This window comes from Chlamydia suis (assembly GCF_900169085.1).
In the GTDB taxonomy this organism is placed as follows: domain Bacteria; phylum Chlamydiota; class Chlamydiia; order Chlamydiales; family Chlamydiaceae; genus Chlamydia; species Chlamydia suis.
Map to the genome: position 1 here is coordinate 865365 of NZ_LT821323.1, position 13218 is coordinate 878582.

Here is a 13218-nt window from a genome sequence, read left to right on the forward strand (position 1 = left end):
AAGAGTCTTTTTGTTAAAAAAGACCTTTTGTTCTCTGTAACAAAAAAAGGCCATTAAAAACAATATGTTATCTAAGAACGATGCACATTTGTTTTTTTTAGAGATTTAAAGGGATTAAAACAAGAGTGACTGTTCATCCACTTTTATTTCTAATAAAGGATAAACGTGTGCTCGGAAAAGCTGCCCTATCGAATTCAGAGTAGACCCTACAGCGGATAAACAGGAGGAACAATTCCCCGAATAGGCAATAGTTACGGTAAGTCCTTCAAAGCGAACGATACGTACAGAGCCATCATCCATAGCAACTAGAGGGGCTATTTTTTCTTTCATCATTGTATTTAATGTTGAGAGCTGTTCATCGTAAGAAAGATTTTCCCACTCTTCTTTGGAGAAAGGCTGGCTATCATGCAGCTGTAATAGCGCCTCTCGGAAAGGAAAGGACCCGTCTTCCACAGGGATATCGACACACTGTTCAGAAGCAATATCAAGAGCATCCATTACCAGGTGGTAAAGAGGAGAAAGGTCTTCTAGGGCAATAGATGGGAGGGAGTATCCGCGAATCTCGTCATTGAGATCATTGATAGTGATTTTGTAAGCTGCAGCGAAAGTTTTTCCAATTACTAGCGAGCAGGCGGCTTCGGCCAGGACAAGAAGATAGGGATGCCCGAAGTATTGAAATTTTGCCTCTCGAATAAGGCCGTTGGTCGTATCGACAAGCCAGTAAAATAGTACTGTATTCCCCATAAGCAGGTGCCCCTGCTTCCCTATAATGAGTTGGGAGTGATCATCTTCCTGCTCTTGAGATAGAACTCCTCCGTGTTTAGGTTGAAAGAATAGGCGTAAAGCTTTTGCAGGGAAGCTTTTCCATAAAAAGAAAGGGTAAAAAGGAACAGTCATAGAGATGAGGTGATCAGGGGTTGTAGATGGGAGAGTCCTTCTTGTATGGCGGCGGTTAAAGCCGAGAAGTGTGTCATAGGAGTGCGTTCGGTAAAAGATATGTGTAGGGCGCTATGACAAAGAAAAGGGGAAACTCCAGAGCTTTGTAAAATCTGAGATAAAGGTTGGAAGCGGTCGTGCCCCAGCCCTACAAAAATTTGTTTCTGGAAAAGGAAAAATCCCAAAGATTCTGCAGGGATGCCAGGAATAGCGAAAACAGCTACGTTAGGGAGTCTTTGAGGGCTATCTTCTAACAGAAATTGCACCTGAGGAATAGCTTTTAGATGTTGTTTCAGGCTTTCCCGAGAAGCAATAGAAGAAAGAACAAGAGAGGAGAATGCTGCCGTACGTTCTTGACAGGCTAGAGAGAACGCTGCAAGAGAGCTTAGGCAAGTTGAGAGCTGAGATCCTCCGGGAAGCCATAAGGAAAAATATTTGGCTAAAGAGGGACGAATAAACATAGCTCCAGAGGAACCGATTCCCCCAAGGGCCTGTGAGGAGAATGTGAGAATGTCTGCCTGATACAGTTCTGAAGGGAGTGCGCATCGGCCAAGAATGTCACTCAGGTCGATATGGAAAATGATCCCGCGTTCTTTACATAAAGCGACAAGCTCTGGAATGGCTTCTAGCAATCCTGTCATGCCGTTGGCGGCAGATAGGGAAAAGAGTAGGGTGCGAGGAGAAAGTGCTTCCGCTAAATCGCTTTCTTTCACACAGCCTGTTTTGCTCGTTACCCAATCATAGGTTGTTCCTAAATTCTGACGGCGGCAGAGAGCGTTAATAATCCACTGCTGTTCACAAGAAGGAATCAGCAGGTGATTCCGCCCCTGGAATGCTTGGTGATTTTCAAGAAGAGCTGCCACGATAATGGCTGCTACATGAGGGTAATGGGGAACGAAATGAAAGGAAAAGGCGGTTTCTTGGCATCCGGTCAGCTTGCGAGCAGAAGCTTCTGCTTCTGCTTGTAAAGCAAGAGCAGAAGAGGAGGCTTTGCAAGTAAACACATTGGCATAACGTTGAAAAGCCTCTTTAACCAGCTCAGAAGGAGGGATGGCTTGTTGATTATTTAACCAAACGAAAGAGCGCTCTTCGTGAATTGTTGTTCCGTCCATTCGTATACAATTGGCTTACCTGTTGGCAACTCTAAAGAGAGTACTTCTTCTTCGGTTAATTTTTCTAGATCCATGATTAAGGAACGTAACGAGTTCCCATGAGCAGAGATAAAAATATTTTTCCCTTGTTGGATAAGGGGGAGAATGCGTTCTTGGAAATAGGGGAGAGTTCGTTGCCCTGTGTCAAAAAGGCTTTCTCCTTGAGGAGGAGCGATTCTGTAGCTTCTGCGCCAGAGCTTAACCTGTTCTTCTCCAAACTGCTCTGCGACTTCCTGTTTGTTTTTCCCCTGAAGCTCGCCATACATCCGTTCATTAAGAGCACTTGATTGGAAAAGGGGAATCATTTGCTGAGCTTCTTTTTCGCTATAAATCCGGCTCATGTCGGGGCGTTCCTCATGAACAATATAAGGAATTTTTTGAGAGTGGTGGTTTGTCATAGCTAACAGCGCTGTCATGAGGCTTCTAACTAGCGTCGATGTAAAAATATAATCAATAGGAAGATTTTTAATGATTTCTCCCGCTGCAAGGGCTTCTTGAATCCCTCTTTGGCTAAGAGGAATGTCCACCCATCCAGTAAACAGATTTTTTTGATTCCATACAGATTGCCCGTGGCGTAGCAAAATAAGAAGAGTCATAAAAAGTACGATTCAAAAGGTGACAAGGAAAGTTTTATCTTCCCTGTTTAAGGATTATCTTTGCAAAGATTTTTTACCTTGTCGATGGTAACGGGGGCGAGGTATTTATCGCTGTTGTAAAGAGAACTTCTTCTGGACTCTCTAGCGAAATCTTGATATGATAGTGAGTCATTTTTATTTTTATCCCTATAAGAGCCCCAAACACTTGGGGATTCCGTATCTTAGAAAATCGCTTGAATGCAAAATATGTCGAAGACAAGAGGACTAGAATGGCAAAGGTTCGCCTCAATAAATTTTTAGCATCGGCAGGAGTCGCTTCGCGGAGAAAGTGCGATGAGATCATTTTTGCTGGCGCCGTCACTGTTAATGGTAAGGTGGCCGCAGGACCTTTTGTGATCGTCGATGAAGAGCTGGATTCTGTAGAAGTGGGAGGCCAGCGCATTGGCACAGAAAAGAAAGTCTATTTTATGGTGCATAAACCTCTAGGGTATCTTTGTTCTTCTGAGCGTAAATTCCCGGGATCCAAGTTAGTGATCGATCTTTTGTCCCATTGTCCCTATCGTTTGTTCACCGTAGGGCGTTTAGATAAAGAAACTTCGGGATTGATTTTGGTAACTAATGACGGAGAGTTTTCGAATCGGGTGATACATCCCTCTTTCGGGATCACGAAAGAGTATTTACTAAAGGTGAGCCGAGATGTTTCGGCTCGAGATCTCGAGACCTTGATGGCCGGGGTCGTGATCGATGGCCGCATTGTGCGTCCGGTTTCCGTTAAAAAAGTGCGTCGTGGAACCATTAAAATTATTGTAAATGAAGGGAAAAAACACGAAATTCGTCTTTTTGCAGAAGCCGCAGGACTGCAGTTGTTAGAGCTAAAAAGGATTCGTATAGGAAGTTTGGTATTGGGCGGACTTCCTTATGGCCAATATCGAGAATTGACGGATGCAGAGCTCAACAGTTGTTTATCTGGGAAGGGTACGGCTCTCGTTGCCTAGATTCGAAAGGTTTATTGTTCTATAAATCATAAAAAAGAAGGGGGAGGCCCCTTCTTTTTTTTTGTGCGTGTGGGGTAAAGGTAAACTCTCTGGTAGGTATTGGAGATCCAGAAGCTAGGAGTGGGCATGTTATTTTGGATGGTATGTAGTTTATTCTTAGGAGGATTAATCGGAGGGTATTCTCGCTTGCGGTATACGGGCAAAGCCTTGCTATTATCTTGGAAGCAGCTTCTTACTTGTGCTGTGAAAAAAAGAGGCGTGCTTCATGAAATCGTTGAGCTTTATGCGCGCTCTCTCCCAAAGATAGAAGAAGAAAAAGCCTTTTTATTACGAGGGACCGAGTACTCCTTGAAAGAATTTCTTAAGGCTTATGATGAGGATAGTTTGACTTTTTATGAGATGGAGAGGGTGTTTACTCTTCGATTAAAACAGTCTTTAGAATTACTGTTAACAAGCCCTCACGAAGAAAAGCTTTGTAGTTTAATGGAGGAGCTGCTTGCCTATGAAAATGCCTTTGCTTTTGAGGCGCGAGCATTTGACGAGGCAACAGAAAAGTATGTATCGCTTCATAAGCATCCGGTTATTAGCTTTGCAGGGAAACTGTTTCGTTTCCCAAAAATAACACGTCTGTCTTTAGCTGAAGTGATTTAGGAGAATAAGATAGTTAGTAGATGAAAGAAATTTATTACGAAATAGCGAGTACGGATTCCACAAATACAACGGCAAAACGGGGGATATCGTTGTGGGATCCTTATGCTCTTACTATCGTCACAACCAGGAAACAAACGGCAGGACGAGGCAAATTTAGTAGATACTGGCATTCTACGGATCGAGATCTCCTCGCTTCCTTTTGCTTCTTTTTACGAGTAGATAGCGTGGATAGTGCTTTGTTATTTCGTATAGGCACAGAGGCCGTTATTCGTCTTGGAGTTTCTTTAGGGATTCCAGGAATGGTTATGAAATGGCCGAATGATGTGCTGGTCCAAGGAAAAAAACTTTCTGGAGTACTTTGTGAAACGGTCCCTGTAGAGAATGGGATGGGAGTTATTATCGGGATCGGAATCAATGGGAATGTAAGTGCAGAGGAATTGTTAGTGGTGGATCAACCCGCAACTTCTCTGCAAGAATTAATAGGAAGGCCTTTAGATATAGAAGAGCAGATTTATCGGCTTGCCCAAGAAATTCAAGATCTCATACGAGGCCTTCCTTTATGGGGAGCTGTGTAAAGAGGACGGGTATTTAGCAAAACGTCGACTGTAAATGCTTTGCAAAATACCTAAAGATGCCATTGTGGAGATCACAGAAGACCCTCCGTAAGAAATCAAAACCAAGGGAACTCCTGTGATGGGCAAGAGCCCGCTCATCATGCTAACATTAATCAATACGTGCATGACAAGATGCACTGTGACACCTCCCGCTAAAAAACGTCCAAAATCATCGACTGCAACGGCAACAGTGCGACAGCCGAAACAGACCAGGTTATAAAACAGCCACAGCACGAAAAGTAGCCCAAGCAGACCGAATTCCTCTCCTATGGCTGGAAATACGGAGTCCGTATAGCCATAGGGAAGCCAGCCTCTGCCTGCAAATTCTCCAGATTTCCATCCTTGACCTTTTAATCCCCCCACTCCAATAGAGACTAAAGAGGCTCGTTGGTGATGGTTCGAGGGACTTAAGCGTTCATACTGATACTCTTTTAACACTTTAAGAGCATAGGGTTTTACTTTGTCATGAGGAATAATCCCGGAGAAAATTAGTAAGGAGCCGAGTATTCCTAAAGCAGCAAAAATCGAACAGACTTTCACTAAAGGAGGATAAATATTCCCTATATAAAAAATCGCTAGGGCTATCGGACATAATACTAGGGCTGTTCCAAGATCTGGCTCTTTGAGGATAAGCAGAAAGGGGATCCCTACAATGATACAAGCGATAAAAGCTGTCGTTTTGGAAGAGATACGAGCTTTTCGTATTTCCAGAATGTAGCTGAGCATGATTACAACTACAAGCTTTGCATATTCAGAGGGTTGGACGCTAAGGTTGATAATGGGGATACGATACCAGCGATGCACATTTTGCACTGCAGGAACGAAAAATAGGCCGATGAGGCTAAAAAGAATTAGCGAATAAAGAACCCAAGCCCACCGTTTGAATTGATGGTAATCTACGTATAGGCAAATAAAATAGACGATCCATCCTAAAGCAAAATGACGTAATTGTATTTTGCTTTTTGCTGAGAAGAGCCCTCGTGATGTATGGACTAACATGGAGGAAGGATCTTGAGATGAGATCACAACCACACTTATGCTCATAAGTAGAATAATCACTACAAAGATCCATACATTCACTTGACGCAAGTATTTTGTATTTTTCATAAAAGGGATGTTATATGTTCTCGCCTTCTTTGGAGAGGGAGGCGTGCTGTTCTATCCACCAATTTTCTCAGACATAAATACTGTTAAAATCATGTATTTCTTAAAAGGCGAAGAGCATTAAGCCCTACAACGACGGTGCTCCCTTCGTGCAAAATTACGGCAAGCCATAAAGGGATAACTCCCATAGATGCTGGGCCGGAGATAAATAAAATAATCGCTAAAGCCAAAGCTAGGTTTTGCGAAACAATGCGCCGAGTTTTTTTGGCTTTTTTTATGAGCCAGGGGAGAGAGGACAGCCCTTGGTTTAACAAGACTACATCTGCTGCCTCTATAGCTGTAGCGCTACCAGCCTCCCCCATAGCGATTCCCACAGTAGCTTGAGCTAAAGCAGGGGCGTCATTGATACCATCTCCTACCATCATGATCTGCCGTGTACTTGCTAGCTCTTGGATTTTAGCTAGTTTATCGTCAGGAGTTAGATCGTAAAATACTTCATCAATACCAAGCATCCGAGCAGTATTTTCTGCACTGATACGATGATCTCCTGTAAGCATACACACCGGATATCTATTTTTTTTCAAATAGGAGACAATATCTGCAGCGTCATGGCGAAGGGTATCTCGAAAATAAAAAAGAGAAACACGTTCCCCTAGACAAGCAATGGAACAGGTTTCACCTCGATCTTGAGCTTGTTTAACTCGCTCGTGAAGCTGTTCGTGATATTTTTCGGGGACGTAGCGTAAAGCGGTGGAAACTCGTCCTACAAACGCCAGTTCCCCGTTAAATTCTCCTTGCACGCCTTCTCCAGGGATGGTGGTGCATTGTGTTGCTGGGAGAGAATGCACTTGTTTCTCTGAAAGATAATGAACTAAGGCCTGGGCAATGGGGTGGGATGAAGACTGTTCCATTGCTAATATATAGGAATAAAAAAGCGGGGTTTCTGGGCCGAAATCTTCACATCCCGAGCAAATTAAATCTCCTGTAGTGAGAGTCCCCGTCTTATCCATAACTATGGAGTTACAGGAGACTAAGCGGTCCAAGACTACGCCTCCTTTCAGTAAAACTCCGTGTTTGGCGCAGGCATTAATAGCGCTGAGATAAGCAATAGGGATGGCGATGATAAGCGCGCAGGGGGATGCTGCGATTAAAAAAGCTAGGGCCCGATAAAAAGCGCTATCAGGTCCAAGGAATGGTAGAGTTGTAAATAATGCCCCTCCTACTGCTATAGCCGCGGAAATAGCAAAGATCGTTAAAGCATAAGTGGACGAGTAACGATCTAAACGCTGCTGTAGCTTGGGTTTAGTGCTTTGAGCTTGGACAACAAGGTTAATGATATGAGCTATAGTGGATTCTGCCCCGATTCGCAAGACTTTAAGATCAAAGCTTCCTTCTAAGTTATGAGCCCCGGCAGGAACCGCATCCCCTATTCCACAGGATTTAGGGATTTTTTCTCCTGTTAAGTGCATCAGATTGATAGAAGAGGCTCCTTGGATAATTTCTCCATCTAAAGGAACCACCTCTCCGCTCTTAACTCGGATAATCTCTCCAACTTTGACATTTTGCACTAAAACTTTCTGCAATGAACCATCTGGCTGGACAACCCAGGCCACGGTAGGAGCCAAATGTTTTAAAGAGGCGAGAGTGCTCTTGGCTTTCCCAGAGACCATAGCTCCCAGGGATTCTGAAATAGCAAAAAGTACTAAAAGTAAAGCTCCTTCTAACGCGCCTCCAATGAAAATAGAGCCGAAAGCAGCTGACGTCATGAGAATATCGATATTCACTGTTTTATTAAGAATATCCTCAAAAGATTTGACGAGAGCAGGCGTGCCCGCGAGGAAAAAAGTAAGAATCAATAGTAAAGAAGAAAGAGGCTGATACCCGATCCAATAAGAAAAGAGAGCTCCTAGATAAAGGGCAAGGGATAGATAGGCAGATTTAAGTGTTAAATTTTGACTTAAAAGACGGTTTTTTCGAGAGAGCAAAGGGCTCGTTTCTTCCGTCATTCCAGATTCAAAAAAATCGTTTAAGAGTTCTCGAGAAAATGGGGAGGAAAAAAGATTCGAAGGCATAGGCTACCTGCTAGGAGTATAGACTAGAATAATCGTATCACAGAGCAGCAAAAGCTGATCGTGGTAATAAAGATTCCTACTCCCCAAACGATTGCGGGGGTAACAGCATTGTTTATAAGACGGGTTTTCAGAGCAAATAGAGCGCTAATAACAAAAGCCGCTAGAAGGACAGATACTGTGTAGCTCACGGTCAGTGCAATTGGGAAAAATAAGAGTAGACCAAGAATTCCTCCACAAGCTTTCATGCCGCCTTGTTTAAGAGGATGAGGATAGTTTTCCAATTGAATATGTAATTCTTCTCTGAGCATCGTATCTAAAAGAAGAGAAGAATCTGAACACACAAAGTCCGTCATTTGTGAAAGTAGCGGCTCTTGGAATCCTTGATTGGCATACAGCGCACGTAATTCCAGTCGCTCTTGTTCTGGGTGCGCTTCGATCTCTTTTTTTTCTTGTAACATGTTCCTATGGGTAAGTTCCATATAGGCCCAAGCGGATTGCGCGCACTTACAGCTGGTGTAAAAAATCCAGCTGACTCCCGTTGCAAGAAGAAGTTTTCCATAAGATGCCAAGGGGAGGGTGGGGGTAAGAAAAAATACAGTGCGAATAAAAAATATAAAGACACCGCAGTCTATGGCATCACTAGCTAAGTGATACCACCCCCCTTTTTTTGTCTGATGGGGTTCTCCCTTGCAGACTTTGTGCATATCCTGCACTTCTTTGAGGTGTTCTTCTGGGGATAAATCCCCAAAATGCTCGTATTCGGATGGCATAATACTCCTCTCCCTTTCGATCCCACTATAGAGTTATCTATCCGTTTTGGGTAGGAGAATTTCTTGGTTGTCCATATAGGGGCGGAGTACATCAGGGATCAGGACAGAACCGTCTTCCTGTTGATAATTTTCTAAAATGGCAACTAACAATCTAGGAGTAGCTAATCCTGAGCCGTTTAGAGTGTTGACAAAATGCAGCTTCCCTTGAGCATCTCGATAACGAGTCTCAGAGCGCCGAGCTTGAAAATCTCCACATTTGGAAATAGAAGAGACTTCATAAAAAGCATTTTGTCCTGGTAGCCAAACTTCTGCATCAATGGTTTTTTTAGCAGTAAAAGACATATCTCCCGTGGAAAGTAGAGAAAGCTGATAAGGAAGCTGAAGCTCGGAAAGGATTTCTTCAACAACGCCAATCATTTTTTGATAAGCCATCTCTTCTTGTTCCGGAGTAGTAAAAGCAAACATTTCTATTTTATGAAACTGATGAACTCTTACTAAGCCGCGTTCATGAGATCCTCCTGCTCCTGCTTCCCTTCGAAAACAGGGCGTGAATGCTGCATAATAGAGGGGGAGGTCTTGTTCGTTTAGGATTTCTTGAGAATGGAATCCATTAAGCACAACTTCTGCTGTAGGAATGAGGAAAAGAGATTGTTCCCCATCTTCGACACGGTAGTATTGTCCATCAAATTTTGGAATTTGACCGGAGCCAAAAAGAATATCGCGTTTAACAAGCAGGGGAGGAAGCCACAATTGGAACCCGTGAGACTGCTGCTTATTTAGAAGGTAGGTAAGTAGTGCCCATTCTAGAAGAACCCCAGTATTTTTGTAAGCAGGCCAGCCCGACCCCGTTGTTTTGGCAGGAAGTTTAAAGTCTAAAATATGCAAAGCTTCGTTCAATTGCATATGGTGTTTGGGAGGAAAGGTAAAAGAGGGGAGTTCCCCATGGCTTTTGATGACTTGATTCCCAGACTTATCAGGAGAGACGGGGACGTCCTCATCGGGATAATTAGGCAGTCTTGCCATGAGATCCTGCAGAAGAGCTTCTTGTTCTTGTAAACTGTTTTCCAGTGCAATGAGTTGGTCTGCAATGGCACTAACTTCTTGAATTAGAGGGGTGGCATCCTCGTTAGCAACCTTAGCTTTATGAATTTGCCCAGAGAGAGTCTTGCGTCTTGCCAGCAGAGCATCTGAATCAGACTTTAGCTGTCGCACTTTTTTATCCAAGTCTAGGAGTCGTTCTAACGAAATAAGAGGATCTTTTTTTTGAAGACGAGCTTCACACTCTTTTGGTTCCTTGCGTATTAATCGTATATCCAACATCCTTGCATCTCTTTCGCTATCTGATTTTTCAGGTTGAGTATATGGAAGTTTTGTCTGAGCAACAACTGTTTTTTATGCGTAAGGCCGTTGCATTGGGAGAAAGAGGAAGGCTTTTGGCTCCTCCTAATCCCTGGGTCGGATGTGTGATCGTAAAAAATGGATGTGTGATAGGAGAGGGATGGCATAAGGGGATCGGGTTCCCCCATGCGGAGGTATGTGCTATCCAAGATTCCCCCTGTTCCTTGGAAGGAGCGGAAGTGTATGTTACTTTAGAGCCTTGTTGTCATTTTGGCAGGACTCCTCCTTGCGTAGATCTTTTGATCAAAAGCAAGGTAGCGGCAGTGTACGTTGCCTTATTGGATCCAGATCCTCGTGTGTGCAAAAAAGGAATTGCTCGTTTGAGAGAGGCTGGGATTCCTGTTTACGTGGGGATAGGGAGCAAAGAAGCAAAAGCTTCTTTGCAACCCTATTTGCATCAACGAGAAACAGGGCTGCCATGGGTTGTTATGAAAACGGCGGCTTCTCTTGATGGGCAGACTGCAGATCGGGAAGGAAGATCGCAGTGGATTTCGGGGGAGCTTGCTCGAGCAGATGTGGGGAAGCTTCGCGCCGAGTCTCAGGCTGTGATTGTTGGATCGCGTACAGTTTGCTTAGATAATCCACGATTATCTGCTCGGCAGGCTCATGGAAATTTGTACGAGCGTCAACCGCTACGGGTCGTCATAGATAGTTTAGGGAAAGTTCCTTTGGATGCTCGAGTGTGGAATTCGGATTCAGGGAAATCTTTACTCGCGACAACAGAACAATGTTCGTTGGAATACAAGCAAAGATTAGAAGATTTAGGAGTGGAGGTATGGCAATCCTCTTCTCAACAGGTGGATCTAAGAGAGCTTTTACAAACCCTTGCGGCTAAGGGATGTCTGCAAGTGTTGATTGAGGGAGGGGCTCAGTTACACTCCGCTTTTTGGAAAGAAGATCTTGTAAATGCTGGCGTAATTTATTTGGGCCCTAAATTTTTGGGGGATCAAGGGAGCCCTATGCTACAAGATCTTCAGGTGGGTTTAGCTAATGCAAAATCTGTGAAAATTACAGAAATTTCTTTAGTTGGCGATTCTGTAAAGGTGTGTTTTGAAAGAGAATGTAGATAGGAAGGCCTTTGGGTCGCAGAAAGTATGTGTTTATGTTATACTCTACACACAGCAAGGAATTTGCTGTTGAAGAACTTTTCACTGGCAGGGTTTTTCTCAAAAACGGGGTAGATGGGGAATGGTTACATGTGAAACCGGGATAGCTTCGGTACAGCAAGCAATAAAGGACATTGCTGAAGGAAAATTTGTCATAGTTATTGATGAGGCATCTCGGGAAAATGAAGGAGATTTGATCTTAGCCGGAGAGAAGGTTTCTGCAGAGAAAATGGCCTTTCTTTTATCCCACACGACAGGCATTGTTTGTGCCTCGGTTACTCAAGAACGAGCAAAAAGGTTGGATTTACCTGCAATGGTTCAAGAGAATCAGTGTGCTTTCAAAACAGCCTTTACCGTTTCCGTTGATGCTGGAGTCGGGATTACTACTGGTGTTTCTGCTGCGGATAGAGCAAAAACAGTTCAGTTGTTAGCAGACCCCGCATCGACTCCCGCATCTTTTGTTCGTCCTGGACACGTTTTTCCTTTGGTTAGTCAGCCGGGAGGAGTTATTCAACGCCCGGGACATACCGAAGCCTCTATGGATCTTATGCGACTTGCAGGGATGCAACCCTGCGGTATATTTGCTGAGCTTGTTAACGCAGATCATTCCATGATGCGGCAACAGCAGATATGGGATTTTGCAGAGCAACAGGGGCTGACTGTTATTACTGTTGACGATCTGATTACCTATCGCCTCACTTTTGATTCTTTGGTCTCTCACATTTCATCAGCGCGCCTCCCTACTAAGTACGGGGAATTTTCGATCCATGTTTATGAATCGGTTATTGATGGGACTCAGCATTTTGCCTTGGTGAAAGGGAATATCCATGCACAGGAAGCTGTTCCTGTACGGGTGCATTCGGAGTGCTTGACTGGTGATATCTTAGGGTCTTGTCGCTGTGATTGTGGAGCTCAGTTAGATATGGCAATACGGTATATTGCAGAGCAAGGATTAGGGGTTGTTGTGTATCTTCGGGGGCAAGAGGGGCGCGGGATCGGCTTTGGCCATAAAATTCGGGCCTATGCATTGCAAGATCTTGGGTATGATACGGTCGATGCCAATCTGCAATTGGGGTTCCCTATAGATGCTAGAGAATATGGGATGGCCGCGCAGATTCTTAAAGATCTTCAGTTGACAAGCGTGAGATTGATTACCCATAATCCCAAAAAGTTTTTTGGACTACAACGACTAGGCATACAAATTCTTGATAGGATTATTTTGCCTGTAAGTATTTCAGCAGAAAACGAAGGGTATCTACGTACGAAAAAGGAACGAATGGGGCATTGGTTAGACCTCCCCATGCTTGATGAATCGGAGGAGGAGTATGCATCTATTGAAAGGATTTCCTATCGCTAAGGGCATACGTGCGGCTGTTGTTGGGTCGTGTTTCAATGCTCCTATTGCGGATCTGTTGGTTTCTGGAGCGCAAGAAACTTTCTTAGATTTTGGAGGAGACCCAGCTTCTCTGACGATTATTCGAGTTCCTGGAGCCTTTGAGATTCCTTGTGCGATCAAAAAATTGCTTTCTAAAAAGGGTGGTTTTCAAGCTATCGTTGCTTGCGGAGTCCTCATCCAGGGAGAGACTTCGCATTATCAGTATATTGCGGATAACGTTGCCGCAGGAGTCAGTCGATTGTCGGTAGAGTTCTGTCTCCCGATCTCTTTTTCTGTAATAACTGCGCCCAGTGTGGAAGCTGCTTGGGAGCGGGCCGGAATAAAAGGTCCTAATCTAGGTGCTTCGGGAATGAAGACTGCGCTGGAAATGGCGTCACTGTTTGCGCAGATAGACAAGGATTTGTAAGAAAGAAAAGCGTCCGATTACGG

General features: G+C 44.0%; 13 protein-coding genes. 6 read left to right on the forward strand and 7 right to left on the reverse strand.

Annotated elements, in window-relative coordinates:
* Positions 1-114 precede the first annotated feature (114 nt).
* The 3 genes from B6E89_RS03935 to B6E89_RS03945 are packed head-to-tail and all read right to left on the reverse strand — an operon-like array spanning position 115 to position 2683.
* On the reverse strand, positions 115-897 hold the full coding sequence (locus tag B6E89_RS03935) for an iron-sulfur cluster assembly scaffold protein (RefSeq protein WP_080133177.1): 783 nt from the start codon (positions 895-897) through the stop codon (positions 115-117).
* Complete coding sequence (locus B6E89_RS03940) at positions 894-2048, reverse strand: aminotransferase class V-fold PLP-dependent enzyme (RefSeq protein WP_080133178.1); 1155 nt, start codon at positions 2046-2048, stop codon at positions 894-896. The genes B6E89_RS03935 and B6E89_RS03940 overlap by 4 nt, the downstream gene beginning before the upstream one ends.
* The gene (locus B6E89_RS03945; protein WP_080126800.1) at positions 2003-2683 is read right to left on the reverse strand and encodes a 2,3-bisphosphoglycerate-dependent phosphoglycerate mutase; all 681 of its coding nucleotides are present in this window, start codon (positions 2681-2683) and stop codon (positions 2003-2005) included. The genes B6E89_RS03940 and B6E89_RS03945 overlap by 46 nt, the downstream gene beginning before the upstream one ends.
* A gap of 269 nt (positions 2684-2952) precedes the next feature.
* On the opposite strand from B6E89_RS03945, the gene B6E89_RS03950 reads away from it, so the two are divergent.
* The 3 genes from B6E89_RS03950 to B6E89_RS03960 all read left to right on the forward strand — a co-directional run bounded on the left by B6E89_RS03950 (position 2953) and on the right by B6E89_RS03960 (position 4904).
* The gene (locus B6E89_RS03950; protein WP_035407476.1) at positions 2953-3678 is read left to right on the forward strand and encodes a pseudouridine synthase; all 726 of its coding nucleotides are present in this window, start codon (positions 2953-2955) and stop codon (positions 3676-3678) included.
* Between the two features lie 126 nt (positions 3679-3804).
* Positions 3805-4329: a hypothetical protein gene (locus tag B6E89_RS03955; protein WP_080121680.1), complete on the forward strand. Its 525-nt coding sequence runs from the start codon at positions 3805-3807 to the stop codon at positions 4327-4329.
* A 20-nt stretch (positions 4330-4349) separates the two neighbouring features.
* Positions 4350-4904, forward strand: coding sequence for a biotin--[acetyl-CoA-carboxylase] ligase (locus B6E89_RS03960; protein ID WP_080121681.1), 555 nt, complete (start codon positions 4350-4352; stop codon positions 4902-4904).
* Here the strand turns inward: B6E89_RS03960 and B6E89_RS03965 are convergent.
* From B6E89_RS03965 to serS, 4 genes are all read right to left on the reverse strand, one after another.
* Entirely contained in the window at positions 4887-6050 is a 1164-nt protein-coding gene (locus tag B6E89_RS03965) for an FtsW/RodA/SpoVE family cell cycle protein (protein WP_035407484.1), read from the reverse strand. The genes B6E89_RS03960 and B6E89_RS03965 overlap by 18 nt on opposite strands.
* An 89-nt stretch (positions 6051-6139) precedes the next feature.
* On the reverse strand, positions 6140-8119 hold the full coding sequence (locus tag B6E89_RS03970; RefSeq protein ID WP_080129169.1) for a cation-translocating P-type ATPase: 1980 nt from the start codon (positions 8117-8119) through the stop codon (positions 6140-6142).
* A 23-nt stretch (positions 8120-8142) separates the two neighbouring features.
* On the reverse strand, positions 8143-8889 hold the full coding sequence (locus B6E89_RS03975; RefSeq protein ID WP_080124524.1) for a VIT1/CCC1 transporter family protein: 747 nt from the start codon (positions 8887-8889) through the stop codon (positions 8143-8145).
* A 33-nt stretch (positions 8890-8922) separates the two neighbouring features.
* Positions 8923-10209: a serine--tRNA ligase gene (gene serS / locus B6E89_RS03980; RefSeq protein WP_080133179.1), complete on the reverse strand. Its 1287-nt coding sequence runs from the start codon at positions 10207-10209 to the stop codon at positions 8923-8925.
* Between the two features lie 41 nt (positions 10210-10250).
* On the opposite strand from serS, the gene ribD reads away from it, so the two are divergent.
* The 3 genes from ribD (at position 10251) to ribH (ending at position 13195) form a co-directional block, all read left to right on the forward strand.
* A complete protein-coding gene (gene ribD, locus B6E89_RS03985; protein ID WP_080121810.1) occupies positions 10251-11357 on the forward strand; it encodes a bifunctional diaminohydroxyphosphoribosylaminopyrimidine deaminase/5-amino-6-(5-phosphoribosylamino)uracil reductase RibD in 1107 nt (368 codons plus the stop codon).
* 118 nt (positions 11358-11475) lie between these two features.
* Positions 11476-12750, forward strand: coding sequence for a bifunctional 3,4-dihydroxy-2-butanone-4-phosphate synthase/GTP cyclohydrolase II (locus B6E89_RS03990; protein WP_080133180.1), 1275 nt, complete (start codon positions 11476-11478; stop codon positions 12748-12750).
* Positions 12719-13195, forward strand: a complete 477-nt coding sequence (ribH, locus tag B6E89_RS03995; protein ID WP_080133181.1) for a 6,7-dimethyl-8-ribityllumazine synthase — start codon at positions 12719-12721, stop codon at positions 13193-13195. Before B6E89_RS03990 ends, ribH begins: the two co-directional genes overlap by 32 nt.
* The last annotated feature ends 23 nt before the right edge of the window (positions 13196-13218 follow it).

Coding starts and splice junctions, on each gene's coding strand:
- B6E89_RS03935 (WP_080133177.1), bottom strand. CDS start 897: ATGACTGTTCCTTTTTACCCTTTCTTTTTATGGAAAAGCTTCCCTGCA.
- B6E89_RS03940 (WP_080133178.1), bottom strand. CDS start 2,048: ATGGACGGAACAACAATTCACGAAGAGCGCTCTTTCGTTTGGTTAAAT.
- B6E89_RS03945 (WP_080126800.1), bottom strand. CDS start 2,683: ATGACTCTTCTTATTTTGCTACGCCACGGGCAATCTGTATGGAATCAA.
- B6E89_RS03950 (WP_035407476.1), top strand. CDS start 2,953: ATGGCAAAGGTTCGCCTCAATAAATTTTTAGCATCGGCAGGAGTCGCT.
- B6E89_RS03955 (WP_080121680.1), top strand. CDS start 3,805: ATGTTATTTTGGATGGTATGTAGTTTATTCTTAGGAGGATTAATCGGA.
- B6E89_RS03960 (WP_080121681.1), top strand. CDS start 4,350: ATGAAAGAAATTTATTACGAAATAGCGAGTACGGATTCCACAAATACA.
- B6E89_RS03965 (WP_035407484.1), bottom strand. CDS start 6,050: ATGAAAAATACAAAATACTTGCGTCAAGTGAATGTATGGATCTTTGTA.
- B6E89_RS03970 (WP_080129169.1), bottom strand. CDS start 8,119: ATGCCTTCGAATCTTTTTTCCTCCCCATTTTCTCGAGAACTCTTAAAC.
- B6E89_RS03975 (WP_080124524.1), bottom strand. CDS start 8,889: ATGCCATCCGAATACGAGCATTTTGGGGATTTATCCCCAGAAGAACAC.
- serS (WP_080133179.1), bottom strand. CDS start 10,209: ATGTTGGATATACGATTAATACGCAAGGAACCAAAAGAGTGTGAAGCT.
- ribD (WP_080121810.1), top strand. CDS start 10,251: ATGGAAGTTTTGTCTGAGCAACAACTGTTTTTTATGCGTAAGGCCGTT.
- B6E89_RS03990 (WP_080133180.1), top strand. CDS start 11,476: ATGGTTACATGTGAAACCGGGATAGCTTCGGTACAGCAAGCAATAAAG.
- ribH (WP_080133181.1), top strand. CDS start 12,719: ATGCATCTATTGAAAGGATTTCCTATCGCTAAGGGCATACGTGCGGCT.